Source organism: Shewanella sp. SP1S2-4, assembly GCF_031932075.1.
GTDB lineage: Bacteria > Pseudomonadota > Gammaproteobacteria > Enterobacterales > Shewanellaceae > Shewanella > Shewanella baltica.
The window spans coordinates 48,268-64,633 of the sequence record NZ_JAUOET010000009.1 but is presented as its reverse complement, the minus strand read 5'-3'; the positions used below and the strand labels follow the sequence as shown (position 1 = coordinate 64,633).

The 16,366-nt window shown below is 42.2% G+C and carries 18 protein-coding genes; 11 read left to right on the top strand and 7 right to left on the bottom strand.

Annotated elements, in window-relative coordinates:
* Nucleotides 1-157 precede the first annotated feature (157 nt).
* The 11 genes from fic to Q4Q52_RS10685 all read left to right on the top strand — a co-directional run bounded on the left by fic (nt 158) and on the right by Q4Q52_RS10685 (nt 10,382).
* Nucleotides 158-1,276 (top strand): protein adenylyltransferase Fic, encoded by a 1,119-nt coding sequence (gene fic / locus Q4Q52_RS10735; RefSeq protein WP_311990596.1) that lies wholly within the window; start codon nt 158-160, stop codon nt 1,274-1,276.
* A gap of 127 nt (nt 1,277-1,403) precedes the next feature.
* The gene (locus Q4Q52_RS10730) at nt 1,404-2,996 is read left to right on the top strand and encodes an N-6 DNA methylase (protein ID WP_311990595.1); all 1,593 of its coding nucleotides are present in this window, start codon (nt 1,404-1,406) and stop codon (nt 2,994-2,996) included.
* The gene (locus tag Q4Q52_RS10725; RefSeq protein WP_311990594.1) at nt 2,993-4,681 is read left to right on the top strand and encodes a restriction endonuclease subunit S; all 1,689 of its coding nucleotides are present in this window, start codon (nt 2,993-2,995) and stop codon (nt 4,679-4,681) included. Before Q4Q52_RS10730 ends, Q4Q52_RS10725 begins: the two co-directional genes overlap by 4 nt.
* Nucleotides 4,681-6,264, top strand: coding sequence for an AAA family ATPase (locus tag Q4Q52_RS10720; protein ID WP_311990593.1), 1,584 nt, complete (start codon nt 4,681-4,683; stop codon nt 6,262-6,264). Before Q4Q52_RS10725 ends, Q4Q52_RS10720 begins: the two co-directional genes overlap by 1 nt.
* Nucleotides 6,251-7,114: a hypothetical protein gene (locus Q4Q52_RS10715; RefSeq protein ID WP_311990592.1), complete on the top strand. Its 864-nt coding sequence runs from the start codon at nt 6,251-6,253 to the stop codon at nt 7,112-7,114. The genes Q4Q52_RS10720 and Q4Q52_RS10715 overlap by 14 nt, the downstream gene beginning before the upstream one ends.
* A gap of 719 nt (nt 7,115-7,833) precedes the next feature.
* On the top strand, nt 7,834-8,451 hold the full coding sequence (locus Q4Q52_RS10710; protein ID WP_311990591.1) for a hypothetical protein: 618 nt from the start codon (nt 7,834-7,836) through the stop codon (nt 8,449-8,451).
* Nucleotides 8,448-8,831: a hypothetical protein gene (locus Q4Q52_RS10705; protein WP_311990590.1), complete on the top strand. Its 384-nt coding sequence runs from the start codon at nt 8,448-8,450 to the stop codon at nt 8,829-8,831. Before Q4Q52_RS10710 ends, Q4Q52_RS10705 begins: the two co-directional genes overlap by 4 nt.
* Entirely contained in the window at nt 8,824-9,489 is a 666-nt protein-coding gene (locus Q4Q52_RS10700; RefSeq protein WP_297896790.1) for a hypothetical protein, read from the top strand. Before Q4Q52_RS10705 ends, Q4Q52_RS10700 begins: the two co-directional genes overlap by 8 nt.
* Before the next feature lie 74 nt (nt 9,490-9,563).
* Nucleotides 9,564-9,821 carry a hypothetical protein gene (locus Q4Q52_RS10695; RefSeq protein WP_071940411.1) on the top strand — a complete coding sequence of 86 codons (258 nt, stop codon included), beginning with the start codon at nt 9,564-9,566 and terminating at the stop codon, nt 9,819-9,821.
* A 260-nt stretch (nt 9,822-10,081) separates the two neighbouring features.
* Complete coding sequence (locus Q4Q52_RS10690; RefSeq protein ID WP_071940409.1) at nt 10,082-10,234, top strand: alpha-amylase; 153 nt, start codon at nt 10,082-10,084, stop codon at nt 10,232-10,234.
* Between the two features lie 10 nt (nt 10,235-10,244).
* Nucleotides 10,245-10,382 carry a hypothetical protein gene (locus Q4Q52_RS10685; protein WP_162924190.1) on the top strand — a complete coding sequence of 46 codons (138 nt, stop codon included), beginning with the start codon at nt 10,245-10,247 and terminating at the stop codon, nt 10,380-10,382.
* 354 nt (nt 10,383-10,736) lie between these two features.
* Here Q4Q52_RS10685 and Q4Q52_RS10680 read toward each other — a convergent pair whose 3' ends face one another.
* From Q4Q52_RS10680 to Q4Q52_RS10655, 7 genes are all read right to left on the bottom strand, one after another.
* Nucleotides 10,737-11,387, bottom strand: coding sequence for an HGGxSTG domain-containing protein (locus tag Q4Q52_RS10680; protein ID WP_311990589.1), 651 nt, complete (start codon nt 11,385-11,387; stop codon nt 10,737-10,739).
* Between the two features lie 211 nt (nt 11,388-11,598).
* A complete protein-coding gene (locus Q4Q52_RS10675) occupies nt 11,599-12,426 on the bottom strand; it encodes an inovirus-type Gp2 protein (protein WP_311990588.1) in 828 nt (275 codons plus the stop codon).
* Nucleotides 12,427-12,648: 222 nt separating this feature from the next.
* A complete protein-coding gene (locus tag Q4Q52_RS22220) occupies nt 12,649-12,855 on the bottom strand; it encodes an AlpA family transcriptional regulator (protein WP_071940406.1) in 207 nt (68 codons plus the stop codon).
* The gene (locus tag Q4Q52_RS10670; protein WP_311990587.1) at nt 12,855-13,079 is read right to left on the bottom strand and encodes an AlpA family phage regulatory protein; all 225 of its coding nucleotides are present in this window, start codon (nt 13,077-13,079) and stop codon (nt 12,855-12,857) included. Before Q4Q52_RS10670 ends, Q4Q52_RS22220 begins: the two co-directional genes overlap by 1 nt.
* A 122-nt stretch (nt 13,080-13,201) precedes the next feature.
* Nucleotides 13,202-13,963 (bottom strand): hypothetical protein, encoded by a 762-nt coding sequence (locus Q4Q52_RS10665; RefSeq protein WP_311990586.1) that lies wholly within the window; start codon nt 13,961-13,963, stop codon nt 13,202-13,204.
* Entirely contained in the window at nt 13,964-15,181 is a 1,218-nt protein-coding gene (locus Q4Q52_RS10660) for an integrase arm-type DNA-binding domain-containing protein (protein ID WP_311990585.1), read from the bottom strand.
* 182 nt (nt 15,182-15,363) lie between these two features.
* Complete coding sequence (locus tag Q4Q52_RS10655) at nt 15,364-16,227, bottom strand: YicC/YloC family endoribonuclease (RefSeq protein WP_311990584.1); 864 nt, start codon at nt 16,225-16,227, stop codon at nt 15,364-15,366.
* Nucleotides 16,228-16,366: the final 139 nt, after the last annotated feature.

Below are 16,366 nucleotides of genomic sequence, written 5' to 3'. Positions count from 1 at the left end.
CTCCCTTGATGTTGATGCTATCGACATGAGTCCCAAAAACAACCAAAACATGTCGATTAAACTAAGTTTTGTAAACATGTTTTCTTTACATGTCGATTGAATCGACATAAGCTCACCGTAATCTCTATTTATGTCGATAAAAGAAGGTTTTTTAAACATGGAATGGCAAGCTGAACAAGCATACAACCATTTACCGCCACTACCGCTAGACAGCGCACTCGCGGAGTTGGCCGAAACCTTACCTATACTCAAAGCCTGCATTCCAGCCCGCGCCGCCCTTGCAGAGCTAAAACAAGCAGGTGAGCTGCTACCTAATCAGGGTCTGCTCATCAACTTACTGCCACTGCTTGAAGCCCAAGGCAGTAGCGAGATTGAAAATATCGTTACCACCACCGACAAACTGTTTCAGTATGCTCAAGAAGACAGTCAAGCCGATCCCATGACCAAAGAAGCGCTGCGTTATCGCACAGCGCTTTATCAAGGCTTTACTCAGCTAAGCAACCGCCCCCTGTGTGTCACTACTGCATTAGAAATTTGCAGCACTATTAAGTCCGTGCAAATGGACGTGCGTAAAGTGCCTGGTACTAGCTTAACGAATCAGGCCACAGGTGAGGTTATTTATACGCCACCAGCAGGCGAGAGTGTCATTCGTGACTTACTCAGTAACTGGGAAGCCTTTTTGCATAATAAAGATGATGTTGATCCACTGATTAAAATGGCCATGGCCCATTACCAGTTTGAAGCTATCCATCCTTTTATCGATGGTAATGGCCGTACAGGCCGTGTGCTCAATATTCTCTACCTTATCGACCAACAACTGCTTAGCGCACCTATCTTGTATCTTAGCCGCTATATCGTCGCAAATAAGCAAGACTATTACCGTTTATTGCTTAACGTGACGACTCAGCAAGAGTGGCAGTCGTGGATCATCTTTATCCTTAACGCTGTTGAGCAAACGGCTAAATGGACCACCCACAAAATTGCCGCAGCGCGTGAACTCATCGCCCATACCACAGAATATGTACGTCAGCAGCTACCCAAAATTTACAGCCATGAGTTGGTACAAGTGATTTTTGAGCAACCTTATTGCCGTATTCAAAACCTGGTTGAAAGTGGCTTAGCCAAGCGTCAAACCGCTTCTGTTTACTTAAAGCAGTTATGCGACATAGGCGTGCTTGAAGAGGTGCAATCGGGTAAAGAGAAGCTCTTTGTCCACCCTAAATTTGTCACTTTGATGACCAAAGACAGTAACCAGTTCAGCCGTTATGCGCTTTGAACAGGGCAATTAAAACAGGGTCATTAAACGCTAGGCCATGACAGCCAATAAGCTTGAACCTATCTATAAACCAAATACCTAAGCCTAATGCATCAATCATTAGCCAAATTAGAAAATTGAGAATCAAATGAGCATAACAAGCAGCAACAGCGAAATCGTCCAAAAACTGTGGAACCTGTGTGATGTACTGCGCGACGACGGCATTAACTATTCCGATTACGTTACCGAACTGGTGCTATTACTGTTTATCAAAATGGTGCACGAAAATACCGAGGCAGGGTTACTCAATAAACACACCTTGCCAACTGGCTGTCGCTGGACTGACTTAAACGATAAAGATGGCCTCAACCTACTCGATGATTACAAACGCATTTTACTCACTCTATCGACGGGCAAAGACAGCGAAGGCAATACCCTACACGCCGATCCGCTGATTTTAGCCATTTATGCCGATGCGCAAACCCGCCTGCGTGAGCCACGCCATTTAAAGCAGCTGATAAAATCACTGGATTCTATTGACTGGTTCAGCGCCCAAAAAGACGGTTTAGGTGACTTATACGAAGGCTTGTTAGAAAAAAACGCCAACGAGACCAAATCCGGCGCAGGCCAATACTTTACCCCGCGTGCCTTGATTGACTCTATGGTGCGGGTCATTAACCCGCAAGCGGGCGAAGTGATTCAAGATCCCGCCGCTGGCACCGCAGGCTTTTTAATTGCCGCCGACAGCTACATTAAAGCGCAAACCGATGATCTGTATGATTTAAGCGACAAACAAAAAGAGTTTCAAAAAAACCACGCCTTTGTCGGTGTCGAGCTAGTGCCATCCACCCGCCGTTTAGCGTTAATGAACTGTCTACTCCATGGTATGGAAGGTGACGACGAAGGCGTAGTGCATTTAGGCAACTCCTTGGGTCAAGTCGGTATGAGTTTACCCAAGGCCGATATTATCTTGGCTAACCCACCCTTTGGCACTAGCAAGGGCGGCGATGCTTCCATCACCCGTGACGACTTAACCTATCCCACCAGCAACAAACAGTTGGCGTTTTTACAGCACATCTACCGCAACCTAAAGCCAGGTGGCCGCGCCGCCGTGGTATTGCCCGATAACGTCTTATTTGAAGCGGGCGTAGGCACTGATGTGCGCCGCGACTTAATGCACAAGTGCAACCTGCACACTATTCTGCGTTTGCCGACAGGCATCTTCTACGCCGCAGGCGTGAAAACCAACGTCTTGTTTTTCAATAAAGGCAGTGCCAAAGACAAGTTACAAGAAGAAAACTGCACCACTGATACTTGGGTGTATGACCTGCGTACCAATATGCCTAATTTTGGTAAACGCACTCCCTTTGGTGAGCAACACTTAACCCCGTTTGAAGCTATGTATCATGTGCCACTCGCTGAGCGTAAAGAAGGTGAGTGGTCATTCGACGCGCAGGACGCGCAAGTGTCGCCAGAGGCAGGGATGCCGGAAGCGACCAATGCGGAAGTAGCTGAGCGGCCCTTAGAAAAGAGCCGCTGGCGAGTGTTTAGCCGTGAATTTATTCGTGACACCAAATCAGACTCACTGGATATCTCATGGCTTAAAGATGCCAACAGCGTCGATGCCGCCAACCTGGGCACACCAGAAGAACTGGCCGGTGAAGCCATGACAGAACTCAAAGGCGCATTGGCGGATCTTGAGGCATTGGTGGCGTCTTTGGCTGGTGGGGTGAAAGGATGACAAATTTGACAGGATCAAATTTGGGCGACGGCTCTGCCGTCGGTCGTCAGACCGAACATCAGGACGATGTGAGTCAATCAAGTGACTTGCCTGAAGGTTGGGTAAAAGTCGCTCTATCTGAGGTTGTTGCAGTCAATCCTAAGCATAAAGATTTAGAAGACCAAGTAGCAGGCTTTGTGCCTATGGCTCTTGCACCTACAGATTTTAACGGTCTCTTAAATTACGAAGAACGTCAGTGGGATGATATCAAAAATGGTTATACCCACTTTGCAACAGGTGATGTGATTTTTGCTAAAGTGACACCCTGTTTTGAAAATGGAAAGGCTGCGATAGTCAAAGATCTTCCAAATGATATTGGAGCTGGAAGCACCGAGTTCTATGTATTGCGCCCTGCAATAAAAGATATTTCTGTTAATTACATTTTCTCTGTAATCAAGAGTTATGAGTTTTTACAAACTGGTGCTGAAAACATGACTGGTGCTGTTGGTCTTCGCAGGGTTCCTAAAAAGTTTGTTGAAGATTTTAGAATTAATCTCCCCCCACTAGCGGAACAAAAGGTCATTGCCGACAAGCTGGATGAACTGCTGGCGCAGGTGGAAAGCACCAAAGCCCGCCTAGATGCCATCCCCGCCATCTTAAAATCCTTCCGCCAATCCGTCCTCGCCGCAGCCGTCAGCGGCAAACTGACAGAAGAATGGCGTGATACAGAGATAAGAAGCTGGCATTATCATGTACTTAAAGATTTATGCACAAGTATCTCTGATGGAGATCATCAGGCTCCTCCGAAGGCTGAAAAAGGAGTTCCATTTTTAGTTATTTCAAATGTGAATAATGGTGAAGTAAATTTTGATAAAGTTAGCCGCTGGGTTCCAGAGACCTATTACGACTCGCTTAAGGGAATTCGAAAACCACAATTAAATGATATTCTTTATACTGTTACAGGTTCCTTAGGCATTCCTGTTATTGTGAAAACAAATAAGCCATTTTGTTTTCAACGTCACATTGCAATTTTAAAACCAGATCACAGCAAGGTTAATTACCAATACCTAGAACTAGCTCTTAAAGCACCTGATACTTTTGAACATGCAACAAATGTTGCTACGGGCACTGCACAAAAAACAGTTTCTCTAACCAGTTTGAGAGAATTCAACTTTTACATGCCGCCTCTTGAGGAGCAAAATGAAATCGTCCGCCGTGCCGAAGAGTTGTTTGCCTTCGCCGATAAAGTCGAAGCGCAGGTTAATGTCGCGCAGCAACGGGTTAATAACCTTACTCAGTCTATACTCGCTAAAGCTTTTCGCGGCGAACTGACTGCCGATTGGCGTACTGCAAACCCTGAACTGATATCCGGTGACAATAGTGCTAGCGCCCTGCTTAAGCGCATCAAAGATGAACGTGAAGCCCTTGATAAAGCTATCAAAAGTGCTAAGAAAAAGTTTGTGAAAAAAGTTAGTACCAAGAAGGTTACAACTAAGAAAGCTCAAGATACCACTATCAATAAAAATCTGAGCCCTGTTGAATCTGTTATTGCTGATGGTATTGCAAATAAACCACAGGAAATTTTTGATAAGCTGACCCCTAGCCTATCTATGGCTGAAGTTTTTAATGAAATAAGTAAATTGCTTAATGATAATAAGATTGAAGAAAAAACAGTTGATGGAATAACAGGATTTTTCATTAAATAATGAAACTACAATATTTAAAAATTAATTCAGAGTTTAAAAACCTGAATGGTGTGGAGATACGGTTTTCTGATAATGAAAATCGTACCGTTATCATAGGCCAAAATGGCACTGGAAAATCAAATGTCATTGAGGCGATAGTACACATTTTTAAGCATTTAGATTTAGGAAATTCACCACCATTTTCTTATGAGATGAAGTATAAAATTGGTGATGCTAGTTTAGAAACTTGGCTGGATATCAATGCAGATTTATCGAAAGAAATTGTTTATGAAATCAAGACTCAAGAGCATTCAAGTGAAGCTACCTCAGAGTGGATTCATATTGATGTTAGCAAGGTAAAACGAGATAAAGATGGATTATCACATTACCTTCCTCGAAATATCTTTGCTTATTATTCAGGACCAAGTGATCGGTTAGAGTCACTATTTTTTGACTCACGAAGAGACTTTTATCTTCAAGTTATCAAAGAGGGAGCTAATATTCGAGACAATATTAGACCTTTCTTTTATGCCAAACCCTTCCACAGTCAATTTTCATTATTATCATTTTTTGTAGCACGCGGTGTACCACATGCAACAAAATTTTTGAAACAAGAGCTATCAATCGCCAACTTTGAATCAGCCACATTTTACTTAACAAAGCCAGTTAGTTGGGGGAGCAATGATGCAAATGATTTCTGGGGGGCCACAGGTGCAATACGAGATTTTCTAGAATTATTGAAGAAATACTCTATCGGGCCTATTGAGACACAAGAACCTCAATCAGATTTGCTATCTAAAAGGGTTAAGAAAAAGCAAGTGGTGAGTTTTTTCTTACCGAATAAAACCAAACTAGACGAGTTATCTAAAAACATGCGCCCCGAGGATCTGTTCAAAATCCTCGAAGCGACTTATCTCTCTGAAATTTTGGAGAGAGTAGAGATACAAGTGAAACAAACTAAATCTAACCAAAATGTAGCTTTTAGCGAGCTAAGCGAAGGCGAACAGCAGCTACTCACTATTTTTGGGTTACTTCAGTTTACGGCAAAACGAGATGCGCTATTTTTACTGGATGAACCTGACACTCACTTGAATCCTTATTGGGCTGCAAAATACCATAGATTTTTAGAGTTGTTTGTCCCAGAAGGGTTTGGTAGTCATATTATCATGACGACTCACCATCCTCTCTCTATTGCAGAGTTGAATAGGGAGCAAATACAAGTCGTATCAAGAAATGATACAAGTCAGAAGATTTCAGTCAAAACACCAACCAAAAGCCCTAAAGGCATGAGTGTAAACGGCATTTTAACCAGTGATATGTTCGGCCTTTTGACCACATTGGATAATGGTACTCAGGACTTAATTAGAGAGCGAAGGTGCTTGGTCGCAGAAGGCTCCAATCTTGAACGATTAGAAGAGCTGAATACTCAACTTGAACAACTTGGGTATGGCTATATTCATCCTGATGAAGATTATCGCCAGTTTTTGATTGCTCGAAGTAAATATCTTGAATACGGTAAAGAAGTTGCCTCGGTTGAAGCTAGAAAACAGATGATTAAGAATATTCTCAAAGACATGAGGATCTCTCCGAATGAGACATATTGATAAGTCTAAATTCGTAAATTGCAAGACTAAAACTTGGGATAAAAAGTCTAAGCAATGGTCAGATAGGGTCAAAGATGCAGCGGACCCAGGTGCAGAAATAAAGGCTATTGGTAATAAATGGAGCTCATTGAAGCGAGCTTTTGTAAGTGAGTTCGGGGCAAAGTGCTGGTATTCGGAATCACCTCAGATAGGTACTGATTTTGACGTTGATCACTATTGGCCAAAAGGTAGGGTTAAAGATGCTGATGGAGCTATTATAAAACAAGGTGATCAACAACACCCAGGATATTGGTGGAAAGCTTACGACATAAGTAATTATCGCTATTCATGTATCTTTGCAAACCGAGCAAGGGATGAGGGAGGTAAAGTGGATTACTTCCCCATCGTCGATGAGTCAATGCGTTGCTGGGGTATAGATGCACCTTGTGATTATACTCATCACTTAATTTTAGATCCTTGCTCTATAGAAGATGTAAAACTTTTATCCTTTGAGATTGAAACAGGTCAAACTTCATCGGCTGTAACCTATGATGAAAACCCTATTGGTTTTGAAAAGGTTAGACTCTCTAAGACCTTATTGAACCTAGATCATGAAACAATCACACCTCACCGATTACGAGCCATTAAAGCTGCACAATCCGCTATAAGATATCTAAAGTTAACATCCAGTCTTAATGATGACGATTTAGATGATGATGACCGTAGTGGGATAACTGAAGCGAAAGATAAATTAAAAGAACTCTGTAACCGTAAAAGCTCTTTTAGTGCAGCAGCAGTTCAACACATTTTGCCAAATAAAAATGCACCATATTTAGCAGATGTAATCGGTGAGTTAGACCTTACGCCATAGAGATACTGCTAACCGCAAGACGATCTTAATGCTTGGCGACGTCAAGGTGCAGGTAAGAAACCCAAGCTGGCCTTAGAAATATTAACACAAAACGGCTCAGTAAACGTGGCTGTTCATGCTTTAGTAAATTAGCAGTGGTGTGAGCTAGGTACGAGACAAATTGAACGTGACAGGGTGAGCTTACTTTTTGAAGCACCAATATTTATTCCATGTCAGCAATGCGGTAATACCTTCTACCGCCATAGTCTAGCCTACGAGCAAGAATGTATGGAGTGCATCAATAGGCCTGGTTAGTTCGATAAAGCTAACTGACGTACAAGATAATATCTCGCTCTATCGAGTGTTTGTGTGTGTTCTGAGACCCGAGTTTTTGTATTTAATTCAATAAATTAAGGAAATTAATAATGACTATGCCAGCGAATGAAATTGAAGTAATTTGTCCCAGCTGCGGCATAAAATACGACGACTGGACGCGCGGTTCGATTAATTTGGACTTGGACAACTTTGATGATGCCTACTTAGACAAATGCAGTAGCTCCGTTTGCCCCCATTGCAAACATAAGGTTCATCATAATGTGCTGACCGTCAAGAAAGGGGTTTGGCGTATTTCATGAGGCGCTAGCCGCTTGAAAACTCAGAGCCGAACGAGTTCGCGAAAGAATATTATCTATTTTAACATGGTGCACCTTACTAATTTTTTGCATTATCAAGGATGAAAAATGAAGTCAATTTTTAATACCCTCGACATATTTGTTGGGTACCTTTCCTTCGGCATTATGACCTTCTTGCTTTACTTTAGCCTTGGGTCTATCGCTATCCTCTCCCTTCTTGCTATTCCTGTACGCTTTTTTGAATATGGTTCGGGTATCAATGAGTTGGATTTGGCAGAAGTCGGTTCGCTTGTTCTTTTATGTCTTGTTATCTGGCGCTTTTTCAGTAGAGGTGCATCGCAACAATGGCGACGATGGCAATTAGTTCGTCGCTTTATTTTTGTGGTTGCCATGAATACTTTGGTTGTGTCTTTTTTCTTGTTTTTGTTATTCATTCTGGTGATTTTTGAAAATGGTAAAGTTGAGTCTGGGAGCCTTTATAAACTCGATGAATTAATCACTTTTTCAACAACCTTGACCATGATTCTCTCCATCTATGCTGCTGCACCTCTGGCTCCATTTTACTGCGAGAAGCGTGATGCATCCTTGTCAGCACCCTCTTCTTTTGCCGCTCCTGAATCAGACCCCAGCTCTGATTCTGATGGTTCCCAATCAACTTGTAAGACAGATTTTGAAGATAATTTGAAAAATTATAGAACGCCAGACAATCCTTGGGAAAAAGCATGATGAGTGTTATTAGATATGCGATATTAATTGGTCTATTTGTCAGCGCTCAAATACAAGCTCGCGAAACTCCATTTAATAGTGACGACGCTGACTTGTTGCTGCAATCTTGTCGGGAAGTGGTCGAGATATATGACCGTAAAGATCGTCTTGACAAGTATGCCACGTTTCATACCTCTACTGCAGAAGCTTTGCGTGCCGGTTATTGTATTGGTGTGTTAGTGCAGTACGGTAGGCAATCAAAAAGCTGCTACTCGAGTCGTTACAACAGCAGCAATTGGTTTGAGTTGGCAAAGGCAATTGCAAGCTTATCCCTTGGAGAGAAAGAAGTTGAGAGAATTCAGGTAAGCACCCTGCTAGAGAGGGTATATTGCAATGGCTAGTCGCTTAACCGTGCCCGATGCTATCAGACAACTATTTGATATTGATGTTGCAAGCCAAAGTCAGGTACTTAAAACCAAGGCGGATTCACTTGTACGCAATAAGCTCATAAAAATTGAAACTGAACAGAAAGTGCAACGGCGGTCCAAATATCTAGCTCCTGGTCAAATGACTGTACTGTTTAATGCGTTGTTGCTCAATGCGGTGTTTCATGACCCTAAGGACGTGAAACGAATCTTTGAGAATAAAGCTTATCGGCAGGAATGCGCTAAAGCGGTGAGGGCTTTGTTTGGCAGTAATAATTCTTTGATGGGGATTGCTTTAAACAATGGGTTCGCCGTCGCGTTTGCCGATGCTTTGGCTGGCGATTTCGATTTATATCAGGACAAGTTACCCAATCCGTTTGCCGTGCTACCTCAGTTGGCATTGGGAAAGAACCAAAGCTTATTACATGCCTTGCTTGCTCAGGCTGCTGCTATGGGTCCTGCCGACAATTTACTGCTGGCTTACTTACAAGGTGATCTCGATAAAGCCGAACAAATGGCATCCTTGATCGATACAGACAATGACGCGGTAAACCACTTAAAGCGGCATGTTGAAAAAGCATGTCGAGAAGCGGTCGAATTTGAAGATTTGTTGACGCATTTCAGAAATATGTAATTTATTCATTTGAAGGCTTGTTAGTGCATTGCACTAGGTGATTCTGCGTTTGTCCTCAACAAACGGAGTTAACCATGACAAGTATGAATGAAATGGTCATCAATTTTCGTATAACCGAAACCTGCAATGATCGCTGCAAATACTGCCCTGCCACTAGGGAAAGCAAAGATCCGCAAGCGGAGTTACACCACGCATCAGGGGATATTCAATCCCTGATGCTAAAATCCTCAGACTATTTTTTTTCTAAAAATCCCACTCGTGAGGTTTTAGGTTACCAGACGGTCAAGATCAATTTTACGGGTAGATCACCTGCGATGGCTGGCGGGCGCTGAACAATGAAAAAATACAGTAAAGATAAAAATATTAATGCTTTAGTGCATCAATTACTGCAGCGTGGTGAGTGGGACATTCGTAGGGGGCGTCATCCTGTTTTGACGGCCCCTACTGGCAAAAGACTCACAGTCCCCAGCACACCGAGCGATCATAGGGCATTTTTGAATTTCAAACTTGATGTTCGCCGATTGCAGGGGCTTTGACTTTAGGTGTTAGGGCCCCTTGCAATCGATAAATCGTTAATTTTAGGAGAATAAACATGTCAAATAGCAACAATAATAGTAATCACAAGGCTAACCAAGCTAACTCGAATAAGGGCACCTCTGGTACTAACCCTGCTTACCAGAAATCGCAGGATAACCGTAGCAATCAGTTGAACCCTAATAACCCCATCCATAATGGTAAAAAATAAGGAGCTGGTTATGCCTGATACATCTGAAATGTCACAAGATGAGTTAGATACTTGGTCAGATATTAATAACCCCAATAATGACGCTGATATGGATGATTGGGCGGATGCCCATAACCCCAATAATGATGCTTACTTGGGCGATGATTAATAAGTAAGTATTTAATTAATCTTAAGTTATGTTTATCAAAGGTGTGGCATTGCTACACCTTTTTATCACTACTTACAAGATATTGGAAACAGTGATCCCAGTGCTTTGCAGAAAACCCTGAATAGGGGCCGTAAAGTATCCATGCCTTATATAAGGCTTTAGTAAATATAAGATGTTCTAGCTTATTTCGCGGGTTTACGCGAGTAAATTGAGTGTTCAGTATCCTCACGCTAATTTACTCAACTAAACATTACCTCCATTATCTGAAAAAGAAACTTGAATAAAGCTGTTGGTTCAAATTAAGTCAGGCACCGCAAAAGTGGGTGCCAACTTGTTCTAGATTGAGCGACTAGATTATATCTGATGGGCAGCTTTGGATTTCTTTAGCTGCCTTTTTAGTGCTTTGTGTATAGGGTCAACAGGTATGCGGCCAACGTAACCGAATCCCTTTTTTCGTTCGGCTTTGGCAAATATTCGCATCTCATTTTTTAATTCCGCAATAGAGCCATGTGAACTGTTGAAGTATGGTGTTGGATACACTGCTGAGTAGATGTGGAATTTAAGATGCTCAGCCGCCGTATCCTTATAATAATGATCCAGCGCGGACTGGATAATGAGCAGCGCCTCAGAACCATCAAATTCAGCAATGTAATATTTTGTGGTTTCTAATTCAAATCTGTATTGACTGACTATCTCTGTGATCTCATCTAATCCACGAGTCTGGAGTTTAGTTAGCTCAATTAAACGTAGGTAAGCACTTAAGGCGTTTGCTATATATGCCTGTTTTATTTCAAGATTGAACCGTTTATTAAAATGCCACATGAAGGGATTAAGTAATGCGTTAACTCGTACCGCCAACTTTCCTTCCTTAGTTTTTGCACCTGTAGAGCGCCCACCATGCAATTTGCAGCGCCCATTAGTTTTGTTGCCATAACGCTGGCATGGGTTGCCACTTCGGGTCTTTGCTCCGCAGCGGGGAAGCGTTTCTAAATTAAATCTACTCATTAATATTTTTCTCTTTGGATCAACAAAAGTGGATCTACAACTGTTGGATCTGCTTCGGTTCATGGGCTTTGTTTTGCATTTCAAACAAATACGCGCTGGGATAACATCGTCAAATACCTCTGACAGCAGTGAGCTATTGGTTTTTGTGCGTTTTAGTTTGTTTTAAGCAAATCTGCTGGTGGATCATCTTCCGTAAATGGATCATGAACTTTTATCGGTTCATAGGGTGCTGAAGCTGTGATCCACTCAAAAGCTGATCCACTATGTGATGTAAACTTGATGTTCTCGAGCTAATGGATTCTTTGAGTTGCTGGGCATGGCTTAGCTCGTTAAACCAAGCAAATGTTGTCCACCTTCTGTTATTGATAGTATTTACTGCGTTATCAGTGTTTTCTCGTTTCTTCTTTCGCTGATTCATTTCAAAGGTGATCAAAGGATTAACCAAGAGAATGTCTTTGGTGTCATCAAATGTTGCTGATGGCAGGAGCTTATTGCTGAGAAACGTGCGCGCTTTGATATTGAGCTCCTTTGTAAATGCTTTCGCAAAGTAACTAAGGCGGTAAATGGCATTCTTGAGTGATGGCTTATTTCCTCGGCGCATAATGTTGAAAGGGCTATCAACTAATGAAGCTGTCCCACCAGCTCGTTCCCATTGGGATTTAAGCTGACTCAACAGTTTGTGTGGATAGTTAATTTTGTGCCCACTAAGCATAAGAGCAACATGATAGTGTTGTATTTCTGATTGATGTCGCTCTCTGGCACAAAGGTATTGCACTTTGCATTTGTATTGCTTTGATAGCTTTTCGACTTGTAGATCAAGAAACTGAGAAATTTGATTATTATCAGCAGAAAACTGGTGTGGATGTAGATCAATTCTGACAACCATCACTTTGCTGTAGTGACTTAGCATCGTTTCACAACTTGAGATGATTTTGTTCACCAGCTGTGGCTTAAGCCCTTGAGATTTAGGTTTATAGACATGGTATGCATGATTCTTATACGCCATTAATGTTGAATTATGCTTACTGATACAAAACATAGCTTTGCCTTCTATTTTTGACATCCCAATAATAGGCGGCCATATATTATTTAATATCCGCCGTTTTATCGGGTTTGATCTATGGTGTTTCTTACAGCCCTAAGGGGTTTTAAGGCTTTTTAGTCGGTTTTGATTAGCGCGAATAGTGGGTCAAACTGTGTCATCTCGATTGATAAAAAAAGCAGGCTAAGCCTGCTTTAATCCTATTGGTAGACAACATGCTTACTTCAACAGCCATTCGCGCACATTTTTGAACAGCCAACATGAGCGACCATTCTCAATCAATGACGGTTTGGGAAACCTCCCTGATTTAATTCTTCGTCCTAAAGTTGACCGACTGATGCCGAGTAGTCGCTGGATTTCAGGTTTTTTGACTATTCGATACTCATCAATAAATAGCGCTAAGTGATCGTCGTTTGGGTTCTGCATTAGCACTTTCCACCGCCATTAACTGTTTGACGAGAAGCGACCCACTCAGTTAGCTCTGATAAAAGCCAGCCAACAGAAGTACTCTGTGGATAGAGCTGCCTGCGTTTAGGGAAAAGGCCTCTACGCTCAAGTGACCATGCAGTAGTACGTGAAATTGAGGTGATTGATTTGCGTTCCGCTTCACGAACGATGCGGTCTTGTGAGTGACATTTTGTTTGATGCATGCATCATCTCCGATCATATTGATTTAGGCTGTTCGCCTTTGTTGATGGGATGATTATTCTTTATTAAATAGTGACCTAATAGATAGGCGGCCTGGCGGCCGCTATTTATTTTTTAACCAGTTTTACGTAAATAACGAATGGTATTTTGCCATTTGAGCTTCAGGCAGTTTTCTAAACTCTTGTTTAGGCGCTCCTTTCATTCGGCCAGCTTCTGGTGGAAGAGTATTGTTAACCACATCCATGAACAATGCTGCTTTCCTGTCTTTTGGAAATGCTATTCCTAGTTCTATGCAATGTTCGTCCACCCATTGAAGTATTGTATTTAGTGGGTAAGGGTGGTTATGCTTTGAACTATAGAAATCTTTAAGTATTTCGATAAGAATGCTCATGGCATGATTGTATTTGTTGTAATAGCTCGCCATTATTTTTAGCTGCTCTGATTGGATTTTGTTCACCCCAGTTTCGAACATAAATTTTTGTGTCATTGCTGTATTATGCTGGCCTATGCATAAAAATACTGATGCAATAAGGTTTTCCAGATGCGGCTGCAAGTGATGTAGATGAGCTAGACATTGTCCATACTCTGAAGAATCTTCCTGGCGATGTTTAATTAACTCCCCAACTCGACTTTGTAATGTGATTCTATCTGTTACCGCTTTCTGAAATTTTGTGAAAATTTTTAGTAAGTTACTCCATTCTGTGGGAATCTCATCCCCTACGTGGTAATGATTTAACTCAGGCTGTAGCTCATTTATTCGTGATATCTCTTTTTTGAGACTATTCAGCATGTTGAGGGCGGTATCGTGTTGTATATCAATGTGCTCGTTTGACGGAGCATAGTTATCCAGCTGAACTAGATAGTTAAAGTACATAGCTGATTTCATTTAATTACCATTAACTATTGGGTCTATAAGATTCGCAACTAAGTTAAGTGCGTTTAGACGTTCATCAAAGTAGTCATATCGGTCGTAAATACCTTCAACGCCTTTTATCTTATGGTTGAGACATCTTTCAGCAATATGAGATGGTACTCCTTGCTCTGCGAGTAAACTTCGGCAAGTTCTTCTGAAATCGTGAATCGTAAAATAGGGGATATCTCCCATCCTATTGAGTGGTTTTTTCGTTTTGCTCGAATCCTGTCCGAAAAGAGCTGCAATTGCTCTATTGAGCGTATCGCCTGATACGTGAGGATTCTTGCTAGTTTTGCGATTAGGGAAAACATACTCTGAACCACAACCCCTGATCTTCAGTTCTTCAAACCATGATACAACCATATCTGGAAGTGGGATTGATATTGCTACTGAGCTTTTTGTCCTTGGTTGTGGTAATTTCCAGATCTTTAAATTTAGGTTGACCTCACGCCAAGTGAGTTTGAAAAGCTCACCTTTTCGAATCCCCAATGAAACTAATAAAGCTGCTGCTAAGTAATTATCTCTCCCAAAACTGCTTATATTTTTTCTGGCTACATCAAAAAAAAATTCTAGTTCTTTAACAGACAGAGCTCTTTCCCGACTTTTTTCAGCCCCACCAGCATCAGCAGGTTTAAAGTGGCTCGCTGGATTGCCATCTTTTAAACCAAGCTTACAAGCATGAGCAAAAAGCTTTTTGCAATGAAGTAGGGTGTCGTTAGCGACACAGGGACGATTACTATGAGCGACCTTTTGAATTATGTTTCTTATATCAAGGGGCGTTACATCTTTAATTTGCAAGCGACCAATATATGGTTTGACTTCTTTTGTATAGATTCTTAGTGGGATCTCGCTGTGTTTAAGCTGTTTTTTGGCATCTACAAACCAGTCATCGAATAGATCATCAACAGTATGAATTTTTTCTTCACTGAGTTTTGCTCTTTCAGCTAAAGGATCAGATCCTTTAATAATAGACTGTCTAGCAATTGCGGCGGCAGCTCTAGCATCCGCAAGTGACATGTGAGGATACTGGCCTCCCTCTAAAGTCATAAAACGCCTTTTGCCATTGACTGAATATCTTATTTCCCAGCTGGCTATGCCTGCCGTCTGTACTCTAATGTAAAGTCCATCACTAACAGCCTTTCTACCTACCTCTTTACTGCGAATAAATGCCTTTATTTGCTTATCATTCATTGTTTTAGGCTCTAAATGGTTACTAAGTTAACTTTAAGTGGTTACTAGCTTGGTTTAGTAACCACTCTAGTAACCACTTTTGACATAACAATAGCAAACAATCACGAACCTGTAAAAACATAAAACCCAGCAAGTACTGGGTTTAATTGGTAATTTTAAACAATGGCAATCAGCCTAAAACATCATTCCACGTTCTGGATCTGCTCGCGCATTTGCTCGATTAGCACTTTAAGCTCAACGGCGGCCGAGGTGATCTCACTGCTGATGGATTTAGAGGCGAGGGTGTTCGATTCGCGGTTAAATTCCTGCATCATAAAATCTAAACGGCGACCTTCGCTACCGCCTTTCTTGAGGATGCGGCGCGCTTCGGCTACATGGGCTTCGAGTCTGTCCATTTCTTCGGTGACATCTTGTTTCTGAGCCAGAAGCACCATTTCTTGCTCGATGCGGGCAGGATCCAGTTCACCTTTAATTTCTGCAAGTCGGTTGGTGAGCTTTTCGCGTTGATACAACATCACTGTAGGCATGTGCTCGCGTACGACGGCGATTTGCTCGCTGACTCCATCTAAGCGGCTTAATAACATGTCTTTGATGGCTTCGCCTTCGCGGCCGCGGGCTTCGATAAATTGATCTATGGCTGAATCGAAGGCTGTCATCAGATCGGCGCCGATGGCATCCATATCTTGTTCACCGCTCGCTAGCACGCCTGGCCAGCGCAGGATGTCGGTAAGATTGACTTCGCCCTGTCCCGCTTCTTGCTTGAGCCAAGTGGCAGCGCCTAATAGTTGTTTTGCTAGCGCTTGATTCAACTGCAGCTCGTTATTGCTGTTGTCTGCCAGTTCGTAGCGCAGATTGACTTCAACTTTGCCGCGGCTTAAGCGTTTACGTAGGCGGTCGCGCAGTACAGGTTCGAAGCTGCGGAATTGCTCGGGTAAACGCAGGTAAGTTTCGAGATAACGTTGATTGACTGAGCGAATTTCCCAGGAGGCAGTGCCCCATTGTGCTTTGTGCTCGATGCGAGCGTAGGCTGTCATGCTTTGGATCATGGGTTGTCCTAATGGTTTAATCGTCATAATGAGAGGCGATTATAGAGTCAATGGCTTTAGGATTAAAGGCATACAGCATAAGACCGCAAGTTAATGGGTACTTTGCCTAGATGAGTTTGCCAGAGAATCACCCTAAGCA